Source organism: Acidovorax sp. FHTAMBA, assembly GCF_038958875.1.
Taxonomy (GTDB): Bacteria; Pseudomonadota; Gammaproteobacteria; order Burkholderiales; family Burkholderiaceae_C; genus Acidovorax.
Genome location: NZ_CP152407.1, coordinates 1557880 through 1582001 on the forward strand (window position 1 = coordinate 1557880; position 24122 = coordinate 1582001).

General features: G+C 63.0%; 24 protein-coding genes. 19 read left to right on the plus strand and 5 right to left on the minus strand.

Annotated features, from left to right (window positions below; translation table 11 throughout):
• Positions 1-74: 74 nt before the first annotated feature.
• From plsX to nagZ, 19 genes are all read left to right on the plus strand, one after another.
• Positions 75-1127: a phosphate acyltransferase PlsX gene (plsX, locus tag AAFF19_RS07210; protein ID WP_342721599.1), complete on the plus strand. Its 1053-nt coding sequence runs from the start codon at positions 75-77 to the stop codon at positions 1125-1127.
• On the plus strand, positions 1127-2104 hold the full coding sequence (locus AAFF19_RS07215; RefSeq protein WP_342721600.1) for a beta-ketoacyl-ACP synthase III: 978 nt from the start codon (positions 1127-1129) through the stop codon (positions 2102-2104). The genes plsX and AAFF19_RS07215 overlap by 1 nt, the downstream gene beginning before the upstream one ends.
• Before the next feature lie 61 nt (positions 2105-2165).
• On the plus strand, positions 2166-3116 hold the full coding sequence (fabD, locus tag AAFF19_RS07220) for an ACP S-malonyltransferase (RefSeq protein WP_342721601.1): 951 nt from the start codon (positions 2166-2168) through the stop codon (positions 3114-3116).
• Positions 3113-3862, plus strand: coding sequence for a 3-oxoacyl-ACP reductase FabG (gene fabG, locus AAFF19_RS07225; protein ID WP_182119421.1), 750 nt, complete (start codon positions 3113-3115; stop codon positions 3860-3862). The genes fabD and fabG overlap by 4 nt, the downstream gene beginning before the upstream one ends.
• A gap of 103 nt (positions 3863-3965) precedes the next feature.
• Positions 3966-4205, plus strand: coding sequence for an acyl carrier protein (acpP, locus tag AAFF19_RS07230; RefSeq protein ID WP_003058049.1), 240 nt, complete (start codon positions 3966-3968; stop codon positions 4203-4205).
• A 48-nt stretch (positions 4206-4253) separates the two neighbouring features.
• Positions 4254-5498, plus strand: coding sequence for a beta-ketoacyl-ACP synthase II (gene fabF / locus AAFF19_RS07235; protein ID WP_008903958.1), 1245 nt, complete (start codon positions 4254-4256; stop codon positions 5496-5498).
• A gap of 646 nt (positions 5499-6144) precedes the next feature.
• The gene (rpoE, locus tag AAFF19_RS07240; RefSeq protein WP_008903957.1) at positions 6145-6771 is read left to right on the plus strand and encodes an RNA polymerase sigma factor RpoE; all 627 of its coding nucleotides are present in this window, start codon (positions 6145-6147) and stop codon (positions 6769-6771) included.
• Positions 6772-6774: 3 nt separating this feature from the next.
• Positions 6775-7449 carry a sigma-E factor negative regulatory protein gene (locus AAFF19_RS07245; RefSeq protein WP_246330890.1) on the plus strand — a complete coding sequence of 225 codons (675 nt, stop codon included), beginning with the start codon at positions 6775-6777 and terminating at the stop codon, positions 7447-7449.
• 38 nt (positions 7450-7487) lie between these two features.
• Positions 7488-8558 carry a MucB/RseB C-terminal domain-containing protein gene (locus tag AAFF19_RS07250; RefSeq protein ID WP_246330892.1) on the plus strand — a complete coding sequence of 357 codons (1071 nt, stop codon included), beginning with the start codon at positions 7488-7490 and terminating at the stop codon, positions 8556-8558.
• Positions 8559-8716: 158 nt separating this feature from the next.
• A complete protein-coding gene (locus tag AAFF19_RS07255; RefSeq protein ID WP_034693366.1) occupies positions 8717-10180 on the plus strand; it encodes a Do family serine endopeptidase in 1464 nt (487 codons plus the stop codon).
• Between the two features lie 493 nt (positions 10181-10673).
• Positions 10674-12482 carry a translation elongation factor 4 gene (lepA, locus tag AAFF19_RS07260; RefSeq protein WP_008903953.1) on the plus strand — a complete coding sequence of 603 codons (1809 nt, stop codon included), beginning with the start codon at positions 10674-10676 and terminating at the stop codon, positions 12480-12482.
• Positions 12482-13459, plus strand: coding sequence for a signal peptidase I (gene lepB, locus AAFF19_RS07265; protein WP_342721602.1), 978 nt, complete (start codon positions 12482-12484; stop codon positions 13457-13459). Before lepA ends, lepB begins: the two co-directional genes overlap by 1 nt.
• A gap of 42 nt (positions 13460-13501) precedes the next feature.
• Positions 13502-13867, plus strand: coding sequence for a DUF4845 domain-containing protein (locus tag AAFF19_RS07270; protein WP_008903951.1), 366 nt, complete (start codon positions 13502-13504; stop codon positions 13865-13867).
• Positions 13867-14550, plus strand: a complete 684-nt coding sequence (gene rnc / locus AAFF19_RS07275) for a ribonuclease III (RefSeq protein ID WP_182119424.1) — start codon at positions 13867-13869, stop codon at positions 14548-14550. Before AAFF19_RS07270 ends, rnc begins: the two co-directional genes overlap by 1 nt.
• The gene (gene era, locus AAFF19_RS07280; RefSeq protein WP_182119425.1) at positions 14547-15551 is read left to right on the plus strand and encodes a GTPase Era; all 1005 of its coding nucleotides are present in this window, start codon (positions 14547-14549) and stop codon (positions 15549-15551) included. The genes rnc and era overlap by 4 nt, the downstream gene beginning before the upstream one ends.
• A 90-nt stretch (positions 15552-15641) precedes the next feature.
• Positions 15642-16406, plus strand: a complete 765-nt coding sequence (gene recO, locus AAFF19_RS07285; RefSeq protein WP_182119426.1) for a DNA repair protein RecO — start codon at positions 15642-15644, stop codon at positions 16404-16406.
• Positions 16403-17185, plus strand: coding sequence for a pyridoxine 5'-phosphate synthase (locus AAFF19_RS07290; RefSeq protein WP_182119427.1), 783 nt, complete (start codon positions 16403-16405; stop codon positions 17183-17185). Before recO ends, AAFF19_RS07290 begins: the two co-directional genes overlap by 4 nt.
• A 58-nt stretch (positions 17186-17243) precedes the next feature.
• On the plus strand, positions 17244-17639 hold the full coding sequence (acpS, locus tag AAFF19_RS07295; protein WP_182119428.1) for a holo-ACP synthase: 396 nt from the start codon (positions 17244-17246) through the stop codon (positions 17637-17639).
• 73 nt (positions 17640-17712) lie between these two features.
• Complete coding sequence (gene nagZ / locus AAFF19_RS07300) at positions 17713-18804, plus strand: beta-N-acetylhexosaminidase (RefSeq protein WP_182119429.1); 1092 nt, start codon at positions 17713-17715, stop codon at positions 18802-18804.
• A gap of 60 nt (positions 18805-18864) precedes the next feature.
• Here the strand turns inward: nagZ and AAFF19_RS07305 are convergent, their stop codons facing one another.
• From AAFF19_RS07305 to AAFF19_RS07325, 5 genes are all read right to left on the minus strand, one after another.
• Entirely contained in the window at positions 18865-19521 is a 657-nt protein-coding gene (locus AAFF19_RS07305) for a mechanosensitive ion channel family protein (protein ID WP_182119430.1), read from the minus strand.
• Positions 19522-19583: 62 nt separating this feature from the next.
• The gene (locus tag AAFF19_RS07310) at positions 19584-20573 is read right to left on the minus strand and encodes a diguanylate cyclase (protein ID WP_246330898.1); all 990 of its coding nucleotides are present in this window, start codon (positions 20571-20573) and stop codon (positions 19584-19586) included.
• A 95-nt stretch (positions 20574-20668) separates the two neighbouring features.
• The gene (gene lysS, locus AAFF19_RS07315) at positions 20669-22213 is read right to left on the minus strand and encodes a lysine--tRNA ligase (protein ID WP_182119432.1); all 1545 of its coding nucleotides are present in this window, start codon (positions 22211-22213) and stop codon (positions 20669-20671) included.
• Positions 22214-22291: 78 nt separating this feature from the next.
• Positions 22292-22912, minus strand: a complete 621-nt coding sequence (locus tag AAFF19_RS07320) for a sugar transferase (RefSeq protein ID WP_342721604.1) — start codon at positions 22910-22912, stop codon at positions 22292-22294.
• 1 nt (position 22913) lies between these two features.
• Positions 22914-24083, minus strand: coding sequence for a DegT/DnrJ/EryC1/StrS family aminotransferase (locus AAFF19_RS07325; RefSeq protein WP_182119434.1), 1170 nt, complete (start codon positions 24081-24083; stop codon positions 22914-22916).
• Positions 24084-24122 lie beyond the last annotated feature (39 nt).

Here is a 24122-nt window from a genome sequence, read left to right on the forward strand (position 1 = left end):
TTCGTAGCGCGGGCCTTTGTTTTGACCGTCGTATTTATATTTCCGGCCCGTCTGGCCGGCCGGACAAGTCGCCCATGATCACACTGGCTGTTGACTGCATGGGGGGCGACCATGGCCCCCGCGTCACGCTCGCGGCGTGCCGCCAGTTTCTCGACCACCACCCTGATGCCCGCCTGCTGCTCGTTGGCCTGGCAGACAGTCTGCAATCGTTTTCCCACGACCGCGCCACCATCGTTCCTGCCTCGGAAGTGGTGGCCATGGATGATCCTGTGGAAATTGCCCTGCGCAAGAAGAAGGACTCTTCGATGCGCGTGGCCATCCAGCAGGTCAAGGACGGGGCTGCTGCCGCGGCCGTCTCGGCGGGCAACACCGGCGCGCTGATGGCCATTGCACGCTACCTGTTGAAAACGCTCGATGGCATCGATCGCCCCGCTATCGCCACCCAGTTGCCCAATGCCACCGGAGGCGCCACCACGGTGCTCGACCTGGGGGCGAATGTGGATTGCTCGGCCGAGCACCTGTTGCAGTTCGCCGTGATGGGGTCGGCCCTGGTGTCGGTGTTGCAAGAGGGGCACGAGCCGACGGTGGGGCTGCTGAATATTGGTGAAGAAGCGATCAAAGGCAGTGAAGTCATCAAAAAAGCGGGTGAATTGCTGCGATGTGCGGCTAATTCTGGCGATTTGAATTTCTATGGAAATGTCGAGGGCAACGACATCTTCAAGGGCACGGTGGACATCGTTGTCTGTGACGGCTTTGTCGGCAATGTGGCGCTCAAGGCCAGCGAAGGCGTGGCCTCCATGATCATTGGCGCGCTGAAAACAGAGTTTTCTCGCAATATCTTGACCAAAACTGCCGCTATCGTCGCCTATCCGATCCTCAAGGCGCTGATGAAGCGCATGGATTACCGCCGCTACAACGGTGCTGCGCTGTTGGGGCTTCGTGGGCTCGTGTTCAAGAGCCACGGCTCGGCCGACGCCATGGCCTTCGAGCAGGCTTTGAACCGGGCGTATGATGCAGCCCGCAACAACCTGCTCGACCGTGTCCGGACCCGGATTGCGCACGCGGCGCCTCTGCTGGCGCCTGCAGATGCCCAGCCCCAGCCTGGCGTTGCGGCGACCGCACAATAATGAGACGTTATTCCCGCATTACCGGCACCGGCAGCTATCTGCCTCCCCGCCGGTTGACCAACGCCGATCTGGTGACCGAACTGGGCCAGCGCGGTATCGAAACTTCCGACGAATGGATTGTGGAGCGCACCGGGATCCGGGCACGCCACTTTGCTGCGCCCGACGTCACGGCGAGTGACCTGGGTCTGGAAGCTGCCCGCAACGCCTTGCAGGCCGCCAGCCTGAAGCCGACGGACATCGATCTGATCATTGTGGCCACGTCCACGCCGGACATGGTGTTCCCGTCCGCGGCCTGCATCCTGCAGAACAAGCTGGGCGCCAATGGCTGTGCCGCCTTTGATGTGCAAGCCGTGTGCAGCGGTTTTGTCTATGCCCTTTCGGTGGCAGATGCCATGATCCAGTCAGGCGCTGCCAACCGCGCGCTGGTTGTCGGGGCTGAGGTTTTCAGCCGCATCCTGGATTTCAACGACCGCACCACCTGCGTACTTTTCGGAGACGGCGCAGGGGCTGTGGTGCTGGAAGCGTCGGACAGCCCGGGAATCCTGTCCAGTGATCTTCATGCCGATGGCAAACACGTGGACATCCTGTGTGTGCCGGGCAATGTATCTGGCGGCGGGGTGCTCGGTGACCCGCTTCTCAAGATGGACGGTCAGGCCGTGTTCAAGCTGGCGGTGGGTGTGCTCGAAAAAGCCGCCCATGCCGTGCTGGCCAAGGCGGGTCTGACCGAGGCGGATATCGACTGGCTGATTCCTCATCAGGCGAATATCCGCATCATGCAGAGCACCGCCCGCAAGCTGAAGATGTCGATGGACAAGGTGGTGGTTACGGTGGACCAGCACGGCAACACCTCGGCGGCATCCATTCCCCTGGCGTTGGACCATGCCGTGCGCTCTGGGCAGATCAAGAAGGGCGAGACCCTGCTGCTCGAAGGGGTGGGCGGTGGTTTTACCTGGGGTGCTGTGCTCCTGAAATTATAGCTATTGGCGCTTACTGTATAAGCGCTGAAGGCAAATTTCATTCATATTCTGGATAATTTTCATGAAGTCTTTTGCATTTGTCTTTCCGGGGCAGGGCTCGCAGTCCGTCGGCATGCTCGACGGCTGGGGCGACCACCCGGTGGTGACGCAGACCCTGCAGGAAGCCTCGGATGCCCTGGGCGAGGATGTAGGCCTGCTGATCAAGGAAGGCCCCAAGGAGGCTTTGGCCCTGACCACCAACACCCAGCCGGTGATGCTGGTGGCGGGTGTAGCCGCCTGGCGTGTCTGGCGTGCCGAGGGCGGCGCAGCCCCGGTGGCCGTTGCCGGGCACTCGCTGGGTGAATACTCGGCCTTGGTGGCGGCGGGCGTGCTGACGTTGGCGCAGGCAGCTCCGCTGGTGCGCCTGCGTGCAGCGGCCATGCAAGAGGCTGTGCCGGTGGGTACCGGCGCCATGGCCGCCATCCTGGGCATGGAGGCTTCCAAGGTCATCGCTGGCTGTGCTGAGGCCTTGGCATCGTTCGGGCCTGGCACCACCGAGGTGGTGGAGGCGGTCAATTTCAACGATCCGATCCAGACCGTGATCGCTGGGACCAAGGCCGGTGTGGACAAGGCCTGCGACGTGCTCAAGGCGGCGGGTGCCAAGCGTGCATTGCCACTGCCGGTGTCGGCGCCTTTCCACTCCAGCCTCATGAAGCCCGCGGCCGAAAGGCTGCGCGTGGCGTTGACCGAGGTGGCCCTGGCCGCCCCGCAGATTCCAGTGGTCAACAACGTGGACGTGGCGGTGCAGCAGGATGCCGATGCGATTCGCGACGCGCTCTACCGCCAGGCGTTCGGACCTGTGCGCTGGGTCGACTGCGTGCATGCGCTGAAAGGCCGTGGCGTGACGCACATCATTGAATGTGGCCCCGGCAAGGTGCTGGCTGGCCTCACCAAGCGCATCGACCCCGAGCTGGTGGGCGCTGCATTGTTTGACCCGGCCACGCTGGCTGAAACCCGGGAGTTGTTGGCATGACGGAATCGACCCAGACAGCGGCGCAAGTGGCGCTGGTGACCGGCGCCTCGCGCGGCATCGGTGCTGCCATTGCCTTGGAGTTGGCGGTGCGCGGCTACCAGGTGGTTGGCACTGCTACAACGGATGAAGGCGCTGCGCGCATCAGCCAGGCGCTGTCGGCTTACCCCGGTTGCCGGGGTGCCAACCTGAACGTGAACGATGTGGCTGCGGTCGAGGCTCTGATGGACGCCATCGTCAAGCAGCAAGGTGGCCTGCATGTGCTGGTGAACAACGCCGGCATCACGCGCGACACCCTGGCCATGCGCATGAAGGACGACGACTGGGATGCCGTGCTGGACACCAATCTCAAGGCGGTATTCCGCACAAGTCGCGCCGCCATCCGTCCGATGATGAAGCAGCGTTTTGGGCGCATCATCAGCATCACCAGCGTGGTGGGTGCGTCGGGCAATCCTGGCCAGGCCAACTATGCCGCCGCCAAGGCAGGTGTGGCGGGCATGACGCGCGCACTGGCCCGTGAACTGGGCAGCCGCAACATCACCGTGAACTGCGTGGCGCCTGGTTTCATCGAGACCGACATGACCTCCGTGTTGCCCGAAGATCAGCAAAAAGCGCTCAATGCGCAGATCCCGCTGGGCCACATGGGCAAGCCTGCAGACATCGCGCACGCGGTGGCGTACCTTGCCTCGCGCGAGGCTGGCTATGTGACGGGGCAGGAGTTGCACGTCAATGGCGGCATGTACATGTAATTGAGACAAGTTAACGCCGGTTCATCCGGACGGCGGGCTGCTTAGGGGCTTCTCCTTAAGCGGCTAGAATCGCGGATTCATTCACAACCCCCAGAGGGAAACCATGAGCGATATCGAAGCACGCGTCAAAAAAATCATTGCCGAACAACTCGGAGTGGAAGAGTCCCAAGTCACCAATGAAAAGGCCTTCGTGGCAGACCTCGGTGCCGACTCGCTCGACACGGTGGAACTGGTGATGGCTCTGGAAGACGAATTCGGCATCGAGATCCCGGACGAAGACGCCGAAAAGATTACCACGGTGCAAAACGCCATCGACTACGCCAACACCCACCAGAAGGCCTGAGCGGCGCCCTGCGCCTGACTCAAGCGATCAGCAGAAGGTTTTTTACGCATGAGCCGTCGTCGCGTTGTCGTGACCGGCCTGGGTTGCGTCAGCCCCGTGGGTAACACGGTGGCCGAATCCTGGGCCAATCTCCTTGCCGGGAAATCCGGCATTGACCTCATCACCAAGTTCGATGCGTCGAACTTCGCCTGCAAGATCGCAGGTGAGGTCAAAGGCCTTGACCTGGAGTCGTACATCAGCGCCAAGGATGCGCGCGCGATGGATACCTTCATCCACTTTGGCATTGCCGCGGCTGCGCAAGCGGTGCAAGACGCTGGCCTGCCAACGGGCGAGGCGCTGGATGAGGAACTCGCCACACGCATCGCCTGTGTGATCGGCTCCGGGATCGGCGGCCTGCCGCTGATTGAAAACACCCATGCGGAGCTGGTCAGCCGGGGCCCTCGGCGCATCACGCCGTTTTTTGTGCCTGCATCCATCATCAACATGGTGGCTGGCCATGTCTCCATGCGTTTCGGCTTCAAGGGGCCGAACCTTGCCGTAGTGACCGCCTGTACCACGGGCCTGCACTGCATTGGCGAAGGAGGGCGCATGATCGAATACGGGGACGCCGACATTGTGGTGGCCGGTGGAACGGAGGCGACTGTCTCTCCGCTGGGCATTGGCGGGTTTGCTGCGATGCGTGCCCTGTCCACCCGCAACGACGACCCGACAACGGCCTCCCGCCCCTGGGACAGGGACCGAGACGGATTCGTGCTGGGTGAAGGCGCCGGGGTCATTGTGCTGGAAGAATATGAGCACGCCAAAGCCCGGGGTGCCAAAATTTATGCCGAGCTCAGCGGGTTTGGCATGAGCGCCGACGCCGGACACATGACGGCCCCCAACATGGATGGCCCGCGCCGCGCCATGCTGAGTGCCCTGCGCAATGCGGGTGTCAATGTTGATGAGGTCAACTACCTGAACGCCCACGGCACATCCACCCCGCTGGGTGATGTGAACGAAACCAATGCCATCAAGGCTGCATTGGGCGAACACGCCTACAAGACCGTCATCAGCTCCACAAAATCCATGACGGGCCATTTGCTGGGCGGCGCTGGCGGCATCGAAAGTGTTTTCACTGTCCTGGCCGTGCATGAGCAGAAGGTGCCGCCCACCATCAACCTGATGAACCCTGACCCTGAATGTGATCTTGACTATTGCGCCAACACTGCGCGTGATATGGAAGTGAACGTTGCGGTCAAGAACAATTTTGGTTTTGGCGGCACCAACGGAACCCTGGTCTTCAAGCGCATCTGACCACTTCACACAACGCAACTGCGCGGCGTAGCGGCGCCACGAAATCTCTGGAAGGTATTCCAGCGACGCCCGTGTGCCCGCGTGCGCATGTCCTTTCTGAGGGGGCGCAGCAGTCGTGGCGGAACATGGCATGAGTGCGGTCTCCCGCAAGCCCCCCGCAGTGCGATACCCTGTGCGGCGCAGCCGATCCTTGGGCATCTTGTTGGGGGCGGTGGTTCTGCTGGGTACCTCTGGGCTGTGTGCCTGGCTCTATTCCAGTGATGGCGCAGCTCCCGGGTGGGCTACAGGGTTTGCGATTGCTCTCGGTTGTGTGGGGGTTGCCGGTGCAGTCCACAGCTGGTGGACGCAATTTTCGGGGGACATTCACTGGGACGGTCACAACTGGACACTGGAATCACCGTCCGCCGGAATCCCTTGGGTGGCGCTTTCGGAGGCTCCAGAGGTCCTCGTCGACGTGCAGATGTACCTGTGGTTGCGTGCACGTACACCGGGGCATGGCCCCATCTGGTTGTGGCTTGAGCGCTCCTCCCGGCCCGAGCGTTGGCTGGATTTGCGGCGTGCGGTATATTCGCGCGCCAGACCGGGCGCTGAGCACGTTGATGAAACCGCCCCGGCCAGCAGCCGTGGGCGTGAATCCTGAGTATCCATGACTGTAATTCCGCCATCCCCTTCCGAAGACAGCGATTTCCAACTGGTGGAGCGCACGGTAGCGGGCGATCAGCGTGCGTATGAGTTGCTTGTCATCAAGTACCAGCGTCGTATTGAGCGTCTAATCGGGCGCATGGTGCGTGATACCGACCTGGTTCAGGACATCGCCCAAGAGACATTCATCCGGGCCTACCGGGCGTTGCACCAGTTCCGCGGCGACGCACAGTTCTACACCTGGCTGTACCGGATCGCCGTGAACACCGCCAAGAAGGCGTTGATGGACATGAAGCGCAACCCCGTCATTTCGGAAAACGCGCTGCGCGGGAATGAGGATGAAGATGAAACTTCCCGCCTTGGGCACGAACTAACCAGCGAAGAAACCCCTGAAACCGTGCTCGCTGCCCGAGAAATCGCGCAAGCCGTGAATGCGGCCATGGAGGCGCTTCCGGATGACTTGCGGCAGGCAGTTACCTTGCGTGAGATCGAGGGTTTGAGTTACGAAGAGATCGCTACCGCCATGGATTGCCCCATTGGCACGGTGCGATCCCGGATTTTTCGGGCGCGCGAAGCCATATCGGCCAAGGTGCGTCCCCTGCTTGAGAACCAGACGGGTAAACGGTGGTGAGGTATGGAAATGGACAAAGCTGTACAAAGCAATGCGGTAGCCAACGGCGTGATGGGCAACCCCTTAAATGGGCGTGAACTGTTGTCTGCGTTGGCAGACGGTCAGTTGCATGGCGAAGACCTGACAAGGGCTCTGGCTTACGCGGAGGAGTCCGAAGGGCACGCGACGTGGCAGGTGTACCACCTCGTAGGCGACGTGCTGCGCTCCCCCGAGCTGGCGCGACCCGCAAGGCCCGATTTCATGGCGGGTTTGCGGGCTCAGCTTGCCCAAGAGGGTGGTGCGGTTCGGCCGCAGGCCCCCACTCAGCTTGAGGTGGTGGCACCGGTGATGGAGAACGCAGCGAACGCATCCGTATTCCGCTGGAAGATGGTCGCCGGCTTTGCCTCGCTGGCGGCGGTGGCGGCGATTGGCTGGACTTCATTGAGCGCTTTGCAGGACGGCGGGGCCCTGAATCCCTCGGGTGGCGCGCAACTGGCGCGGTCTCCCGAGTCCAATCCAGGGGCTGGTGCCGCACCGGTGGTTGCCGTTGCTAATGCCGAGGGTGGATCCCAGGTGATGATCCGGGATCCCCGCCTTGACGAATTACTCGCGGCCCACAAACAGTTCGGGAGCACGTCCGCGTTGCAGATGCCAGCCGGGTTCCTGCGAAACGCAACGTTCGAGTCCCCCGGCCGTTGAAATGTGAGGCGTTCTGCTCAACGGGTTGAGACTGTGCAATGAGCCGTACTGAAGTTGTCAGCAGTGGGTCGATCGCGCTCGGTAGAAAATTAAAGCCTTGGGTAGTGGTTGGCATCTGGGCATCGGGGCTTTTCGCAGGTTCTGGCGTCTGGTCCGCCGACGGCCCTTCACCGAATCAAGTGCCGTCGACCGCTGCTGACCAGGGCATCGTCAAATGGATCGATCGCATGCACAGCGCACCCTGTGCGCGTCCCTACGCAGGCACGTTTGTCGTACTTGCCGCCTCGGGCGCAATGGCCAGTTCGCGGATCTGGCATGCCTGTGATGGCGTGCAACAGATGGAACGGGTGGAAGCATTGAGCGGCACGCCCCGCACGGTTTTTCGTCGCAATGACGAAGTTCGCACCTTCTGGCCGCAGACCCGTGTGGTGCGGTCAGACCGCAGAGACGCAGCCACCCTGTTTCCCCGCGTGCCGTTGATTGGCGGAACGTCGATTTCGCAGTTTTATGCCTCCCATGCCTTGGGTCAGGAGCGGGTTGCAGGTTTCACCGCCGATGTGGTCTGGTTCAAGCCGGTGGACTCCCTGCGCTTTGGCTACAGACTGTGGAGCGAGCGGGAGACGGGTCTCGTGATCAAGCTGCAAACCCTGGACGTCCGGGGCCGTGTACTTGAGCAAGCTGCATTCTCCGAGCTCGATTTGGATGCGCCGGTGCGTGTCGAGCAGCTTTCGCGTTTGATGGACGAGACCACGGGGTACAAGGTGGTGGCTCCGGTGGTTGTCAAAACCACTGCCGCGGCGGAAGGCTGGGCATTGAGGCAGCCTATTGCGGGCTTTGTGCCAGTCAGTTGTCATCGCCGTGTGGTGTCACCGGACGATGGCGCAGACGGGGTTTTGCAGTGCCTTTTCTCGGACGGACTCGCATCCGTATCGCTGTTCATGGAGCTGTTTGACCCGCGGCGCCATTCCGCTCAAACGCAGATTTCCAGCGTAGGCGCAACCCAGTTGCTTGCCCAGCGTATTGCGCCAGACGTGTGGCTCACGGCGGTGGGCGAGGTTCCTTTGCAGACCCTTCGATTGTTCGCGGGGCAACTGGAACGCACCCGCTGAAGCCACATGGGCATGGCGCCAAGGCCCTGTGCGGCATGACGTTGTCAGGGCAACGGCACGCAAATGACGTGGCGATTTGGGAACCAAATGGCGCCACACTCTTCACAGTTACACACAGTTGGATGACTGCATTCGCCACTATTCATGAAAGGTCGATGATGCCGAAGCTCGATGGAAATGCGCTGCGCTCCGTAGCGTTTGCATGCATGTTTGCCGGGATCTCCGGTGCAATGGTTATGCCGCAGGTTGCGCTGGCCCAGCCTGCAGCGGCCGTGCGCGGTCTGCCTGACTTCACGGATCTGGTGGATCAGGTCGGGCCGTCCGTGGTCAATATCCGGACGGTGGAAAGGGTGTCAAACCGCGCGAACGCCAACGGCATGGATGAAGAAATGCTGGAGTTCTTTCGCCGTTTCGGTGTGCCCATTCCCAACGCTCCGCGGCAGCAACGACCGCAGCGACCACAAGACGACGAGCAACCTCGCGGCGTGGGTTCGGGTTTTATCCTGACCTCTGATGGTTTTGTCATGACGAACGCGCACGTCGTGGACGGCGCGGATGAAGTGGTTGTCACGTTGACCGACAAGCGTGAGTTCAAAGCCAAGATCATTGGCGCAGACAAACGCACGGACGTGGCTGTGGTCAAGATCGAGGCCACCGGGCTGCCTGCCATCAAGGTCGGGGATGTGAGCCGCCTTCGCGTGGGCGAATGGGTGATGGCCATCGGATCGCCGTTTGGACTTGAGAACACTGTGACGGCAGGCATTGTCAGTGCCAAGCAGCGCGATACCGGCGACTACCTTCCGTTCATCCAGACCGACGTCGCGATCAACCCTGGCAACTCGGGTGGGCCGCTCATCAACATGCGTGGCGAAGTGGTCGGGATCAACAGCCAGATCTATTCGCGCTCCGGAGGGTTCATGGGCATCTCGTTTGCCATACCCATGGACGAAGCCATTCGCGTGAGTGAGCAGTTGCGCTCCTCTGGCCGCGTGACGCGAGGACGAATCGGCGTGCAGATCGGACAGGTCACGAAAGATGTCGCCGAATCGATCGGGCTGGGCAAGGCGCAGGGCGCCCTGGTAACGGGTGTGGAGGCGGGCTCGCCGGCCGACAAGGCCGGTGTGGAGGCGGGCGACATCATCACCCGTTTTGACGGCAAGGCGATCGAGAAGGTCGCGGATCTTCCCCGCCTTGTGGGAAATACCAAGCCGGGAACCAAGAGCACGATGACCGTTCATCGCCGAGGTTCCTCGCGGGATCTGAGCATCACCATTGCCGAGATTGAACCCGACAAGCCGGCAGCCAAGGCAGCCGCGAGCGAAGAGAAACCCAAGGCCTCACCGGCCGCCCAGCAAATGGGGTTGGCCGTGACGGAGCTTTCAGAGGCTCAGAAGAAGGAACTCAAGCTCAAGGGCGGAGTGATCGTGGCGGCTGCTACGGACGCAGCAGCGCGCGCCGGACTGCGGGAAGGGGATGTCATCCTTGCAATCGCCAATACCGAAGTGACGGGTGTGAAGGACTTTGAAGCCACGCTGGCCAAGGCGGATAAGACGAAACCAGTCAACGTGTTGTACCGTCGCGGCGAATGGGCGCAATACGCCTTGATTCGTCCGGCCCGCTGAAAAGCTGCGAAAAAGGGAGGGGCAATACGGGCGGTTGGCCCCCTCACTCAGTTTTTTTGGGGGATTGTCGGCCGCAAGTACCGGATCTCGCCCCGTCCCCAAGTTAGTTCAAACTAACTTATGCCGGAATGCTATCAACCGGTTTCGATAGAATACGAACCCCTGTTCAACGCTAATTCATATATTGGTTGAACGTTGATTCACGATGCGGGATGTGACGGTGTAATACACAACTCATTCACAGTTCACCCACAAGTTGTCCAGCGTTGTAGTTGTGCAGACTGTGAATAAGTTGTTGATAAGTTTCCTGTTGCACCATGGCAACTCCCCTTGGATGCAGTCGGGTGGGCGTTATCCGCCGGGCTTTTTGCCTACAATGAAGGTCCAACTATCGCAGTTGCCAATGATTGTTGGTTCAGGGCGCGTCGCCATTCGACGCGCCCTTTTTTCTTGTGTGCTCCGTTTTAATTCAATCACTTGACGCTTTCCGTTGATGAACCACATCAGAAATTTTTCCATCATTGCGCACATCGACCACGGCAAGTCGACGCTTGCCGATCGCTTGATCCAGCGCTGCGGAGGCCTTGCGGACCGTGAGATGGAGGCCCAGGTTCTGGACTCGATGGATATCGAAAAAGAGCGTGGGATAACCATCAAGGCGCAGACCGCAGCGCTGCAATACAAGGCGCAGGACGGACAGGTCTACAACCTCAATCTGATCGACACGCCTGGGCATGTGGACTTCTCGTATGAAGTGAGTCGCTCGCTGTCTGCCTGCGAGGGTGCATTGCTCGTGGTCGATGCTTCGCAGGGAGTGGAGGCTCAGACCGTTGCGAACTGCTACACCGCATTGGATCTGGGTGTCGAGGTGGTGCCGGTACTCAACAAGATGGACCTGCCCAACGCCGATCCGGACAATGCAAAAGCCGAGATCGAAGATGTGATCGGCATAGACGCAACCGACGCCATTCCATGCTCGGCCAAAACGGGCATGGGTATTGACGAGATCCTGGAAGCCATCGTGGCCAAGGTGCCTGCGCCGCGTGGCAATGCCCAGGGTCCGCTGCGCGCGATGATCATCGACAGCTGGTTCGACAGCTACGTGGGCGTGGTGATGCTGGTGCGCGTGGTCGACGGCCGCTTGCTCAAGGGTGAGCGCATCAAGATGATGGCCAGTGGTGCGGTGTATAACGCCGACAACCTGGGCGTGTTCACGCCCGCCAACGAGCCGCGCAACTCGCTGGATGCGGGGCAGGTGGGCTACATCATTGCCGGCATCAAGGAGCTGCAGGCGGCCAAGGTGGGCGACACCATCACGCTCGAAAAGAAATTGCCCAACAATGCGGGCCCGGCCGCTGAGGCGTTGCCCGGTTTCAAGGAAATCCAGCCGCAGGTGTTTGCCGGGCTGTACCCCACCGAGGCCAGCGAGTACGACTCGCTGCGCGATGCGCTCGAGAAGCTCAAGCTCAACGATGCATCACTGCACTACGAACCCGAAGTCAGCCAGGCACTGGGATTCGGATTCCGTTGCGGGTTCCTGGGTCTCCTGCACATGGAGATCGTGCAGGAGCGTCTGGAGCGTGAGTTTGACCAGGACCTCATCACGACGGCGCCGAGCGTGGTGTACCAGGTGGTCAAGGCCGATGGCGAGGTGATCATGGTCGAGAACCCTTCCAAGATGCCCGACCAGGGACGTCTGGAGGAAATCCGCGAGCCCATCGTCACGGTGCATCTGTACATGCCACAGGACTATGTGGGCCCGGTGATGACGCTGGCCAACCAGAAGCGCGGCGTGCAGATGAACATGGCATACCACGGCCGCCAGGTGATGTTGACCTATGAAATGCCGCTCGGCGAAATCGTGCTCGACTTTTTCGACAAGCTCAAGTCGGTGTCGCGCGGGTATGCCTCCATGGACTACGAGTTCAAGGAGTACCGGGCCTCCGACGTGGTGAAGGTTGATATCCTGCTCAACGGCGAAAAGGTGGATGCGCTGTCCATCATCGTGCACCGCTCGCAGTCGCAGTACCGCGGCCGTGCCGTGGTGGCCAAGATGCGCGAAATCATCAGCCGCCAGATGTATGACGTGGCCATCCAGGCCGCCATTGGCGCCAACATCATTGCGCGCGAAACCATCAAGGCCTTGCGCAAGAACGTGCTGGCAAAATGCTACGGCGGTGACGTCAGCCGCAAACGCAAGCTCCTCGAAAAGCAGAAAGCAGGCAAGAAGCGCATGAAACAGATCGGATCGGTGGAGGTGCCCCAAGAGGCATTCCTGGCCATTTTGCAGGTGGAAGACTGATGCTCCAGTTCATGCAGATCGTTACCGCATTGCTGCTGGCCGCCTTCGGGGGCTATGTGGGTGCCTGGTACTTCGGCGCGCTGGAAGGCAACTTCGCCTTGCTGCTGTTTCTTGCCACCGTCGTGACGGGTGCGTACTGGCTGGCCGAGCGCCTGTACTTTCTGCCCAGGCGGCGCCGCGCTGCTCAGGCCGTCGAAGATGCCGCAGCCCAGCGACGCGCTGAGCTGGACCGCATGGGCATCCAGAAGGTGGATGTGGATGTCCAGGAGGCCAAGAGTCGCCTGCTCATGCAGCCATGGTGGCTGGACTGGACGGCGGGGCTCTTTCCCGTCATTGCCGCGGTGTTCCTGCTGCGGTCGTTCCTGTTCGAGCCCTTCAAGATTCCTTCGGGCTCCATGATTCCGACGCTGCTCGTGGGCGACCTGATTCTTGTGAACAAGTTCACCTACGGGGTGCGTCTGCCGGTGATCCACACCAAGATCACCGAGGGTACGCCGCCGGCACGCGGCGATGTCATGGTGTTCCGCTACCCGCCGCAGCCGAGCCTGGACTACATCAAGCGGGTGGTTGGCGTGCCTGGCGACGAGGTGGCCTATCTCAACAAGCGGTTGACCGTCAACGGACAACCTGTAGATACCAAGGCGCTGCCGGACTTTTTTGAAGAAGACTCGATGCGCTACTTCAAGCAGTTTGAAGAGCAACTGGGAGCCCAGCCCCACCGGCTGCTGAACAACGCCGACGTACCGGCCTTTGTGCAGGGCGCGAGCAATTTTGCCTATCGTGAGAACTGCCGCTACAGTGTCGAGGGCGTGGTGTGCAAGGTGCCGGAAGGCCACTATTTCATGATGGGTGACAACCGGGACAACTCGCTCGATTCGCGCTATTGGGGGTTCGTCCCGGAGCGCAATATCGTGGGGAAGGCCTTTTTTGTCTGGATGAATTTCGGTAATCTCAAGCGCATCGGCTCATTTCATTGATGGGCGATTGGCTTTCAAGAACACAAAAGGGGGAAATACATGATGCGTATTCAACGTTCTGCTGCACGCGGTCGCCAGCGTGGCCTGTCTTTCATTGGTGTGATCTTCATCGGCTTGCTGGCCGTGGCTGCCTTTGCCATCGGTGGCCAGTCCGTGCCGATCTTTCTGGAGTACCAGGCGATCAACAAGGCTGCTGCCAAGGCCGCCAAGGAAGGCAGCACCGTCGCGGACGTGCGCGCCTCTTTTGACCGGGCTGCCGCCATCGACACCATCAACTCCATCCAGGGCAAGGACCTGGAGGTGAGCAAGCGCGGAGACAAGGTGGTGGTGTCCTTCAAGTACTCCCGTGAAATCGCTCTGGCGGGCCCTGCCTACCTGGTGTACCGATTTGAAGGACAGACCAACTAGTGCAACCCGGCCTTCAAGCGCTGCAGAGCCGTCTGCAGCATGTTTTTTCCGATCCCTCCCTTTTACAGCGCGCCACCACGCACCGCAGTTTCTCGGCCGACCACAATGAGCGGCTGGAGTTTCTGGGGGATTCCGTGCTGAACCTGGCCGTTGCGAGCCTGCTGTACCGGCAGCTGTCGGCCCTGCCGGAGGGAGATCTCTCCCGCGTGCGGGCCAACCTTGTCAAGCAGGACACCTTGCACCAGCTGGCGCTGGGTCTCAAGATCTCCGAAGTGCTTCGCCTGGGTGAAGGCGAGTCCAGATCCGGGGGGCAGCAGCGCCCCTCCATCCTGGCGGACGCGCTGGAGGCCCTGATCGGCGCGGTGTACCTCGATGCGGGATACCCGAGTGCCGAAGCCCTGGTGCACCGCCTTTTCCAGGCCGTGGAGATCAACCCGCAGATGCAGGCGGCGTCCAAAGACGCCAAGACGGCATTGCAGGAGTGGCTTCAGGGCCGCAAAATGAAGCTGCCGCAGTACAAGGTGGTGGCCACTGTGGGTGCTGCGCACCGCCAGACCTTCGACGTCGAGTGCGATATTCCTGAACTGGGCCTGACCGAACGCGGCATCGGCGGCTCCCGCCGGGCGGGCGAGCAGGCGGCGGCTGCGGCCATGCTGGCCACATTGAAAGCAAAGAAATTATGAATGATGCTACCAAAGATGTAGCTGGTGACGCCCATCCGGTAAGCCCTAAGGTCCAAAATGACCTCGATGCCATGCTGGCTGCGGCCGGCGCTCCGGCGGCGGTGCCCGGCCAGCGCTGTGGCGTGATTGCCATCGTGGGCAAGCCCAACGTGGGCAAGTCCACCCTGCTCAACGCGCTGGTGGGCCAGAAGATCAGCATCACCTCGCGCAAGGCGCAGACCACGCGGCACCGCATCACGGGCATCCGCACGCGCGAGCAGACGCAGTTCATTTTTGTTGACACCCCCGGGTTCCAGACCCGCCACGCCACCGCGCTCAACAAGTCGCTGAACAAGACCGTGATGGGCGCCATCGGCGATGTGGACCTGATTCTCTTCGTCGTCGAGGCCGGCAACTTCACGCTGGCCGATGCCAAGGTGCTGTCGCTGTTCAAGCCCGGCATTCCCACGCTGCTGGTGGCCAACAAGCTGGACATGGTGCACCGCCGTGCCGAGCTGGCTCCCTGGCTCAAGAGCATGCAGGAGCGCCACCCGTTTGCCGAGTTTGTGCCCATGTCCGCCAAGAACAAGGGCGACATCGAGCGCCTTTTCGGCATCTGCGCCAAATACCTGCCCGAGCAGGCTTGGTGGTACGGCGAGGACGAGCTCACCGACCGCAGTGAGAAATTCCTCGCGTCCGAGACGGTGCGCGAGAAGCTGTTCCGCTTCACGGGCGACGAGCTGCCCTACACATCCACCGTGGTGATTGACAAGTTCGATGAAAAGGCCAGCAAGCAGCACAAGCGCTTGGTCAAGATCGCCGCGACCATCGTGGTCGAGCGTGACAACCACAAGATGATGGTGATCGGCGACAAGGGCGAGCGCTTGAAGCGCATCGGCACCGAGGCCCGCCAGGAGCTGGAAAAACTCATGGACGCCAAGGTGTTCCTCGAACTCTGGGTCAAGGTGCGCTCTGGCTGGGCCGACGACGAAGCGCGTGTGCGTTCGTTCGGTTACGAATAATTCCGTGCCCGCCCGCGACCCTGTCTTGCCCGGGCGGCACAAGCTGTCTGGCGCTTGCCAGCCGAATGCATTTCTGCGGGCCTGAAGCCAATGGCTGTCGCCAAGCGCATCTCCGATGAACCCGCCTTCGTGCTGCACAGCTACGACTGGAGCGAGTCCAGCCTGATTCTGGAAGTCTTCTGCCGCCGCCAGGGGCGCGTGGCCTTGGTGGCCAAGGGCGCGAAGAAGCCCAGCTCCAATTTCCGCCCCGTGTTGCTGCCGCTGCAGCCCCTGCTGGTGACCTATACGCTCACGGGCGACGGCAGCGCAGACATTCACACCCTCAAGGGCGCCGAATGGGTGGGCGGCCATGTGATGCCCACGGGCGACGCCCTGCTGTCGGGCATGTACCTCAACGAGCTGCTGCTGCGCCTGCTGGCCCGCGCCGATCCGCACGCGGCCTTGTTCGATGCCTATGCCGGCGTGGTGCGCGTGCTGGCCAGCGAACACGGCGATGCGCTGGAGCCCGTGCTGCGCAGCTTCGAGCTGCTGCTGCTGCGCGAAATCGGCCTGCTTCCGGGCCTGGATGCACAGACCATGACCCTGGAGCCCCTGGGAGCAAGCGTGCGCTACACCCTGGTGCCCGAAGGCGGCCTGCGCGCCGCATCCCCGGCCGACCGCGCGGGCCTGCTCGGCAGCCAGTGGCAGGCGCTGCAGCGCGCGCTGGACGACGCGGCCAGCTACACCGCCACCTTGCGCGCGTGTGCGCCGGTGGCGGCCGAACTCAAACCCCAGCTGCGCACCCTGCTGCAATACCATTGCGGCAGCCCCACGCTGCGCACCCGCCAGCTCATGATCGATCTGCAGGCCCTATGAACCAGCCCCCACCCACATCCCGCCCCACGGCCTTGTCCGTCAACGTCAACAAGGTGGCCCTGGTGCGCAACACGCGCCACCTGGGGATTCCCAGCGTCACCCGTGCGGCCGAGCTGTGCCTGCAGGCGGGCGCCCAGGGCATCACCGTGCACCCGCGGCCCGACGAGCGGCACATCCGCAGCCAGGACGTGTTCGAGCTGGCCACGCTGATGAAGGCCTGGCCCGACCGCGAATACAACATCGAGGGCAATCCGTCTCAGAACCTGATGGATTTCATCCGCCAGGTTCGCCCGCACCAGGCCACTTTTGTGCCCGACAGCGAAGACCAGTTCACCAGCGACCACGGCTGGAGCTTTCCGCAGGATGCCGAGCGCCTGGCGCCCCTGATCGCCGAGTGCAAAGCACTGGGCGTGCGCGTGAGCCTGTTCATGGACCCCGTGCCCGGGCAGATGGCCGCCGCCCGGGCGGTGGGCGCTGACCGGGTGGAGCTGTACACCGAGCCCTATGCCGCAGCCTGGGGCACGCCGCAGCAGGATGTGGAGCTCAAGCGCTATGCCGCCGCCGCCCAGGCCGCGCTGGATGTGGGCCTGGGCGTGAATGCAGGCCACGACCTCAACCGCGACAACCTCGCCGCCTTTGTGCGCGAGGTGCCCGGCGTGCTCGAAGTCTCCATTGGCCACGCATTGATTGCCGAGGCGCTGGAGCTGGGGTATGCCGCCACCGTGCAGGCCTATCTGGCGTGCATCAATGCGGGGTGTTGTGGGAATGTTAACTCCTGATTTGATAGCTGCTGGCGCTTGATGGATAAGAGCTGGAGCCCAATTTCATTCAAAAACCATGATTTACGGCATTGGCACCGACATCTGCGACGTGCGCCGCATCCGGGTCAGCCTGGAGCGCCATGGCGAGCGCTTTGCCCAGAAGGTGCTGGCCGACGGTGAACTGGCCACCTGGCGCGAGCGCAGCAGCCGCTGGCCCGACCGGGGTTTGCGCTATCTGGCCACGCGCTTTTCTGCCAAGGAGGCGTTCAGCAAAGCCATTGGCCTTGGCATGCGCATGCCCATGACCTGGCGCCACTGCGAGGTGGCCAAGCTGCCATCGGGCCAGCCCGTGATCGTGCTGCATGGCGCGCTCAAGGAGTGGTTCGACGCCAGAGGTCTGCAGGCGCACCTCAGCGTGACCGACGAGACCGACTACGCCGCAAGCTTCTGTGTGGTAGAGAAATCTGATTAAAAAAGGGCTCTGGCGCTTTCTGGATAAGCGCCAATAGCTATGTATTGAATAGCAAACTGATGTTGAAGGCTCCATGACCGAACACGCCCCCCTGATCCTCGACGTGGCAGGCACAGCGCTGACCGCCGCCGACCGCCGCCGCCTGGCCCACCCGCTGACCGGCGGCGTGATCCTGTTTGCCCGCAACTGGGACAGCCGCGCGCAGCTGTTGCAGCTCACCGCATCCATCAAGGCCGTGCGCGACGACCTGCTCATCTGCGTGGACCACGAGGGCGGCCGTGTGCAGCGCTTTCGCACCGATGGCTTCACGCATCTGCCGCCCATGCGCTCCCTGGGCGCAATGTGGATGGACGACGGCAAGGGCGCCAGGGCCGTGCCTGGCAGCGGCGCGCTGCGTGCCACCAATGCGGCCACCGCTGCGGGCTATGTGCTGGGCAGCGAGTTGCGCGCGTGCGGTGTGGATTTCAGCTTCACACCGGTCCTCGATCTGGACTGGGGTGAAAGCGGCGTGATCGGCGACCGCGCCTTCCACCGCGACCCGCGCGTCGTGGCGCTGCTCGCCAAGAGCCTCATGCACGGCCTGCTGCAGGCGGGCATGGCCAACTGTGGCAAACACTTCCCAGGTCATGGCTTCGTCAAGGCAGATTCACACACTGAAGTGCCGGTGGACAAACGCAGCCTCAAGGCCATCCTGGCCGACGATGCCGCGCCATACCCCTGGCTCAGCAGCACGCTCACCAGCGTGATGCCGGCCCATGTGATCTACCCCAAGGTGGACAGCCGCCCCGCAGGCTTTTCGCAGCGCTGGCTGCAAGACATCCTGCGCCGCCAGATGCGGTTTGACGGCGCCATCTTCAGTGACGACCTCAGCATGGAAGGCGCGCGCCGGCTGGACGGCCAGGTGGTGAGCTACACCGACGCCGCCGTGGCAGCGCTGCAGGCTGGCTGCGATCTGGTGCTGCTGTGCAACCAGAGCGTGGGCGACGGCAAGGCCGTGGACGAACTCATCGACGGACTTGAAAACGCGCGCCAGCAGGGCCGCTGGCAGCCGAGTGTGGACAGCGAATCCCGCCGGCTGGCGCTGCTGCCCGAAACGCTGCCCCAGGCCTGGGACGACCTGATGTACCAGCCCGCCTACCTGCAGGCGCTGGACCTGCTGCCCTGACGGTGGGCGCGCGCGTGGCCCGCTGCCGGGCCGGGCCCTGCTGCGCTCTGGATTTGGCTGCTATGGCGTATTGAAGGGCCCGGGCGTGACCGGCGGCAGCGCTGGCGGCTCGGCTTCCGGCGCCTCGGCAGGGGGTGCTGGCGGCGCAGGGGGTGGCGGAACGCCCCTGAAGCGGCGCACCACGCGCTGGAACACCAGCGAATTCGGAATCTGCAGCCAGGCAGGCTGGCCGGCGGCTGCGTCGTGGTCTTCCAGCGTGGTGTAGAGCAGGTTGATATCCACCACGCGCCCCTTGGCCCCCGGCTTTTCGGCGGTGTCCAGCACTTCGATGTAGTCGCCGATGCGGAATGGCCGCACGGTGAAGATCAGGAGCGCGCAAAACAGGTTGGAGAGCACGCTCCACGCGGCAAAGAACGCCACGGCGCCCACGGTGGCAAAGCCGGTGAACGCCGTCCACAGCACGGTGGCCGAGACGCCCATGCGTTCCAGCACCAGCAGCAGGGCGCCCGCCACGATGAACCACCGGATCAGCCCGTTCATGGGCACCAGCAGTTCGTCCGGCACCTGGTAGTGCACGCTGGCACGGCGCACGATGCGGCGCAGCACGCGCTGCAGCAGCCATGCCGCCAGCAGGATCAGCAGGATCTGCATGCCGGGCACGATCACTTCCAGCCAGTCCTGCACCCATTCGGGCAGACGGGTTTTCAGGACCTGCATGCGGGACGCCACGGTTCGGGCGCTGCGCTCTGTGGCTTCAAACGATAGTGGGGAAAAGAAGGTCAATTGCGCAGTTGCTCCACAGTGTCCATCTGCATTTCAAAACTGAAAAACCGGTTGCGGCCCTGCGCCTTGGCGGCATACAGCGCCTGGTCGGCCCGCATGATCATGCTTTCGGCGTTGGTGCTGTCGTCGGGCACACACGTGGTGATGCCGCCCGACAGGGTCAGGGTGCTCCCCAGGGGTGAATCGGCGTGCGCAATGGCGCGCACCTTGAGCAGCTGCCCCAGTGCGCGCGCGAAGGTCATCGCACCCGAGCGCGGCGTGTTGGGCAGGATCAGGGCAAATTCCTCGCCGCCGTAGCGCGAGGCGACATCCCGGGGGCGCACGCACACCTCGCGCAGCAGGCGCCCCACCTCTTTCAGGCAGGCGTCGCCCTGCACATGGCCGCTGGCGTCGTTGAAGAGCTTGAAATGGTCCAGATCGCACAGCATCAGCGTGAGGGGCGTGCCATCGCGGCGGGCCGCCAGAATTTCGTTGTGCAGGATGCGGTCGAACCCGCGGCGGTTCACCAGACCGGTGAGGGCGTCCACCTCGACCATCTCGTTGAGGCGCTGGTTGGCAAGGTGCAGCTCGGCCGACATGGCCACCAGCCGGCGGCGCATGTCCAGCAGGCGCCGCATGGCGCGCAGCTTGGCCATCAGCACGATGGGGGTGACGGGCTTGACCAGGTAGTCGTCTCCGCCCACTTCAATGCCGCGCCAGACGTCCAGCTCGTGGTCCAGGCCCGACAGGAAAATGATCGGCGTCCAGTCACCGGCTTCGCTCTCGCGCATCTGCTGGGCCACCCAGTAGCCATCGTGGCCGGGCAGCCGGATGTCGAGCAACACCAGGTCGGGTCGGTGGGCCTTGAACAGGTCCAGTGCGGCATTGCCCTCGGCGGCCTCCAGGATCTCCGACACGCCAGCGCGCCGCAGTTCGGCCACCAGTGCAGCGCGTACCGAGCCCTGGTCTTCCACCACCAGCACCGAAAAGGCATTGCCCTCGGGCAGGGGCGCGGCGGGCGGATACGGGGCGTTGGTGGAACTGAAGGGCACGGTGGAACTCCTGGGGCCTGACGGCGTGCTGACCCGGGTCAGCCTGGTTTTCAGGACTCGCGGCGCAGCGCGGGGAACAGGATCACGTCGCGGATGCTGGGGCTGTCGGTCAGCAGCATCATGAGGCGGTCAATGCCGATGCCGCAACCCCCCGTGGGTGGCATGCCGTATTCCAGCGCGCGCACAAAGTCATGGTCGTAGAACATGGCTTCGTCGTCGCCGCTGTCCTTGGCCGCCACCTGGGCGTGAAAGCGCGCGGCCTGGTCTTCCGCATCATTCAGTTCGCTGAAACCGTTGCCGAACTCGCGGCCGGTGATGTACAGCTCAAAGCGCTCCGTCACCTCGGGGCGCGCGTCGTTGGCGCGCGCCAGAGGCGAGATTTCGGTGGGGTGTTCCATGATGAAGGTGGGCTGCCACAGCTTGTCTTCCACCGTTTCTTCAAAGTACAGCACCTGCAGGCTGGCCAGTGTGCGGGCGGAGAGCTTGTCCTTCTCTTCCGTCATGCCCAGCTTCTTCAATGCGCTGATGAGCCAGGCGGCATCGTCCACATGGGCGCCTGCTTCGGTGTGCTGGAAGATGGCTTCGCGGATCGTCAGGCGGGCAAAGGGCTGGGTCAGGTCCACCGCACGGCCCTGGTAGGTCATCTGCAGCGAGCCCGTGGCTTTCAGGGCCACTTCACGGATCAGCGTCTCGGTGAAGTCCATCAGGTCCAGGTAGTTCCAGTACGCCGCGTAGAACTCCATCATGGTGAACTCGGGGTTGTGGCGCACCGAGATGCCTTCGTTGCGGTAGCTGCGGTTGATCTCGAACACCCGCTCGAAGCCGCCCACGATCAGGCGTTTGAGGTAGAGCTCGGGTGCGATGCGCAGGTACATCTCCTGCTCCAGCGCGTTGTGGTGCGTGACGAACGGCTTGGCATTGGCACCGCCCGGGATGGGGTGCAGCATGGGCGTTTCGACTTCAAGGAAGCCATGGCTCACCATGAACTCGCGCAGCCCGCTCACGGCCTTGCTGCGTGCCATGAAGCGCTTGCGTGCCTGCTCATCGGTGATCAGGTCCACATAGCGCTGGCGGTACTTCTGCTCCTGGTCGGCCATGCCGTGGAACTTGTCGGGCAGGGGGCGCAGGCTCTTGGTGAGCAGGCGCAGGCTGGTCACCTTGACCGACAGCTCGCCGGTCTTGGTCTTCATCAGCGTGCCTTCGGCGCCCACGATGTCGCCCAGGTCCCAGTGCTTGAAGGCGGCGTACAGGTCTTCGCCCACGGCGTCGCGCGTCACATAGAGCTGGATGCGCCCGCCCACTTCGCCCAGCGAGCCGTCCTGGATCGTGGCAAAACTGGCCTTGCCCATTACGCGCTTGAGCATCATGCGGCCCGCCACCGAGACGGTCACGGGCGTGGCTTCAAGCGACTCGTTCGTGGCAGCGCTGTGCTCCAGGTGCAACTGGGCAGCCTTGTGGCCGGGCTTGAAGTTGTTGGGGAAAGCAACGCCACCGCCGTTGGCCTGGGCTTCGCGCAGAGCGCGGAGCTTTTCGCGGCGCTCGGCGATGAGCTGGTTGTCGTCCTGGGGCGCGGGGGCGTGGTTTTGGTCTGACATAGGTGCCGTCTGTGCGGGGCGTGAAATGGAGGGGCTGGGTTCAGCCAAACCGCTGATTTTATCGGCTACGGGGTGCCGTCAAGTTCCTGTGCCCCCGGCGGGGCGGTCATTCCACAGTGCTGCGACCGTGCTGATGATGATCTTGAGGTCGCCCCATAGCGTGTTGGAACGGGCGTACTCGGCGGCATAGCGCAGCTTGATGGGAAGGATCTGTTCCACGTAAGTGGGCTCCGGCTCGTTGCTCTGGCCCAGCAAAGTGCTTTCGTCGCGAAATTCGATGGAGGCGCGGTCCGTGATGCCCGGCCGGACGCTGAGCACCAGGTCTCGCACAGAGTCCGGGTAAAGCGCCACATAGTGCGGCACCTCGGGCCGGGGGCCGACCAGGCTCATATGGCCCAGCAGCACGTTGAAAAGCTGCGGCAATTCATCGATCTTGGTGCGCCGCAGCCAGTGGCCCGCCCGGGTGATGCGGGCGTCGGCGCCCACGGTAATCGCCGGGCCCGCAGCTTCTGCGCGCGGGTGCATGGTGCGGAACTTGACGATGCGAAACAGGCGGCCTGCGCGTCCCACACGCTGTTGGCGAAAGAATGCCGGGCCGGGCGAATCCCACACCACCCACAGTGCCACGGCCAGCAGCACGGGCGCGAGCAGCAGCAGCCCAAGGGCGGCAAAGAACAGGTCGAACAGCCGCTTGGGCATGTCAGCCCAGCACCTCGTGCAGCGCGGCAATCACACGGTCCTGGTCGCTGTCGCTCATGGCGGTGAACAGGGGGATGCTGATCATGGCCTGGTAGGCCGCATCGGCCTGGGGGAACATCTCAGGCGTGAGCTGATAACGGTCCCGCCAGTACGGGTGCCGGTGCAGCGGCACATAGTGCACGCTGGTGCCGATGCCCCGGTCCGACAGCGCCTGGATGACCTCGTCACGCCCCAGTGGTGCGTCCGCCCGCAGCCGGATGACATACAGGTGCCATGCGTGGGTGTCGCCTTGTGGTGCATCGGCTGGCAATATGAGCGGCAGAGGCGTCAGCTGTGTGTTGTAACGGGTTGCGAGGTCTTGCCGCCGTTGCACAAACTGCGGCAGCCGCGCCAGTTGCTCCACGCCCATGGCGGCGGCAACGTCCGTCATGTTGTATTTGAAACCGGGTGCGACCACCTCGTAGTACCAGGCCGGGGTTTTGGAGGTGAAGCGGTCAAACGCATCGCGGTTCATGCCGTGCAGGCGCATCACGCGCATGCGCTTGGAGAGCTCCGGGTCGCGCGTCACCGCCATGCCCCCTTCGCCCGTCGTGATGGTCTTGTTGGCGTAGAAGCTGAACACCGTCAAATCGGACCGCAATTGCCCCACCAGGGTGCCGCGCCAGGTGGTGGGCAGGGCATGGGCCGCGTCTTCCACCACCTTCAGGTGATGTTCTTTGGCGATGGCCAGGATTGCGTCCATGTCGCAGGCCAGGCCCCCATAGTGCACGGGCATGATGGCTTTGGTGCGGGGTGTGATGGCCGCGCGCACCTTGGCCGGGTCGATATTGAGGGTCACCGGGTCCACGTCCACCAGTACCGGGTCGGCGCCCAGGTAGCGCACCACCTCCACGGTGGCGGTGAAGGTCAGTGTGGGCGCGATCACTTCGTCGCCGGGGCCGATGCCCAGGGCCTCCAGCGCGAGGTGCAGGCCCGCCGTGGCGGAGTTGACGGCGATGCTCTGCAGACCACCGCCGCCCAGGAAGGCGGTGAATGCCTGCTCAAACTCTTTGGTCTTGGGCCCGGTCGTGACCCACCCCGAGCGCATGGCCGCGCTGACGGCATCGATTTCTGCCGGCCCGATGTCGGGGCGGGCGAACGGGAGAAAGGGCAGGTCGGTGGCGGAGTTCATGGGTATTTGTGCGTGCTGAATGGGCCAGAGCGAGGCCGC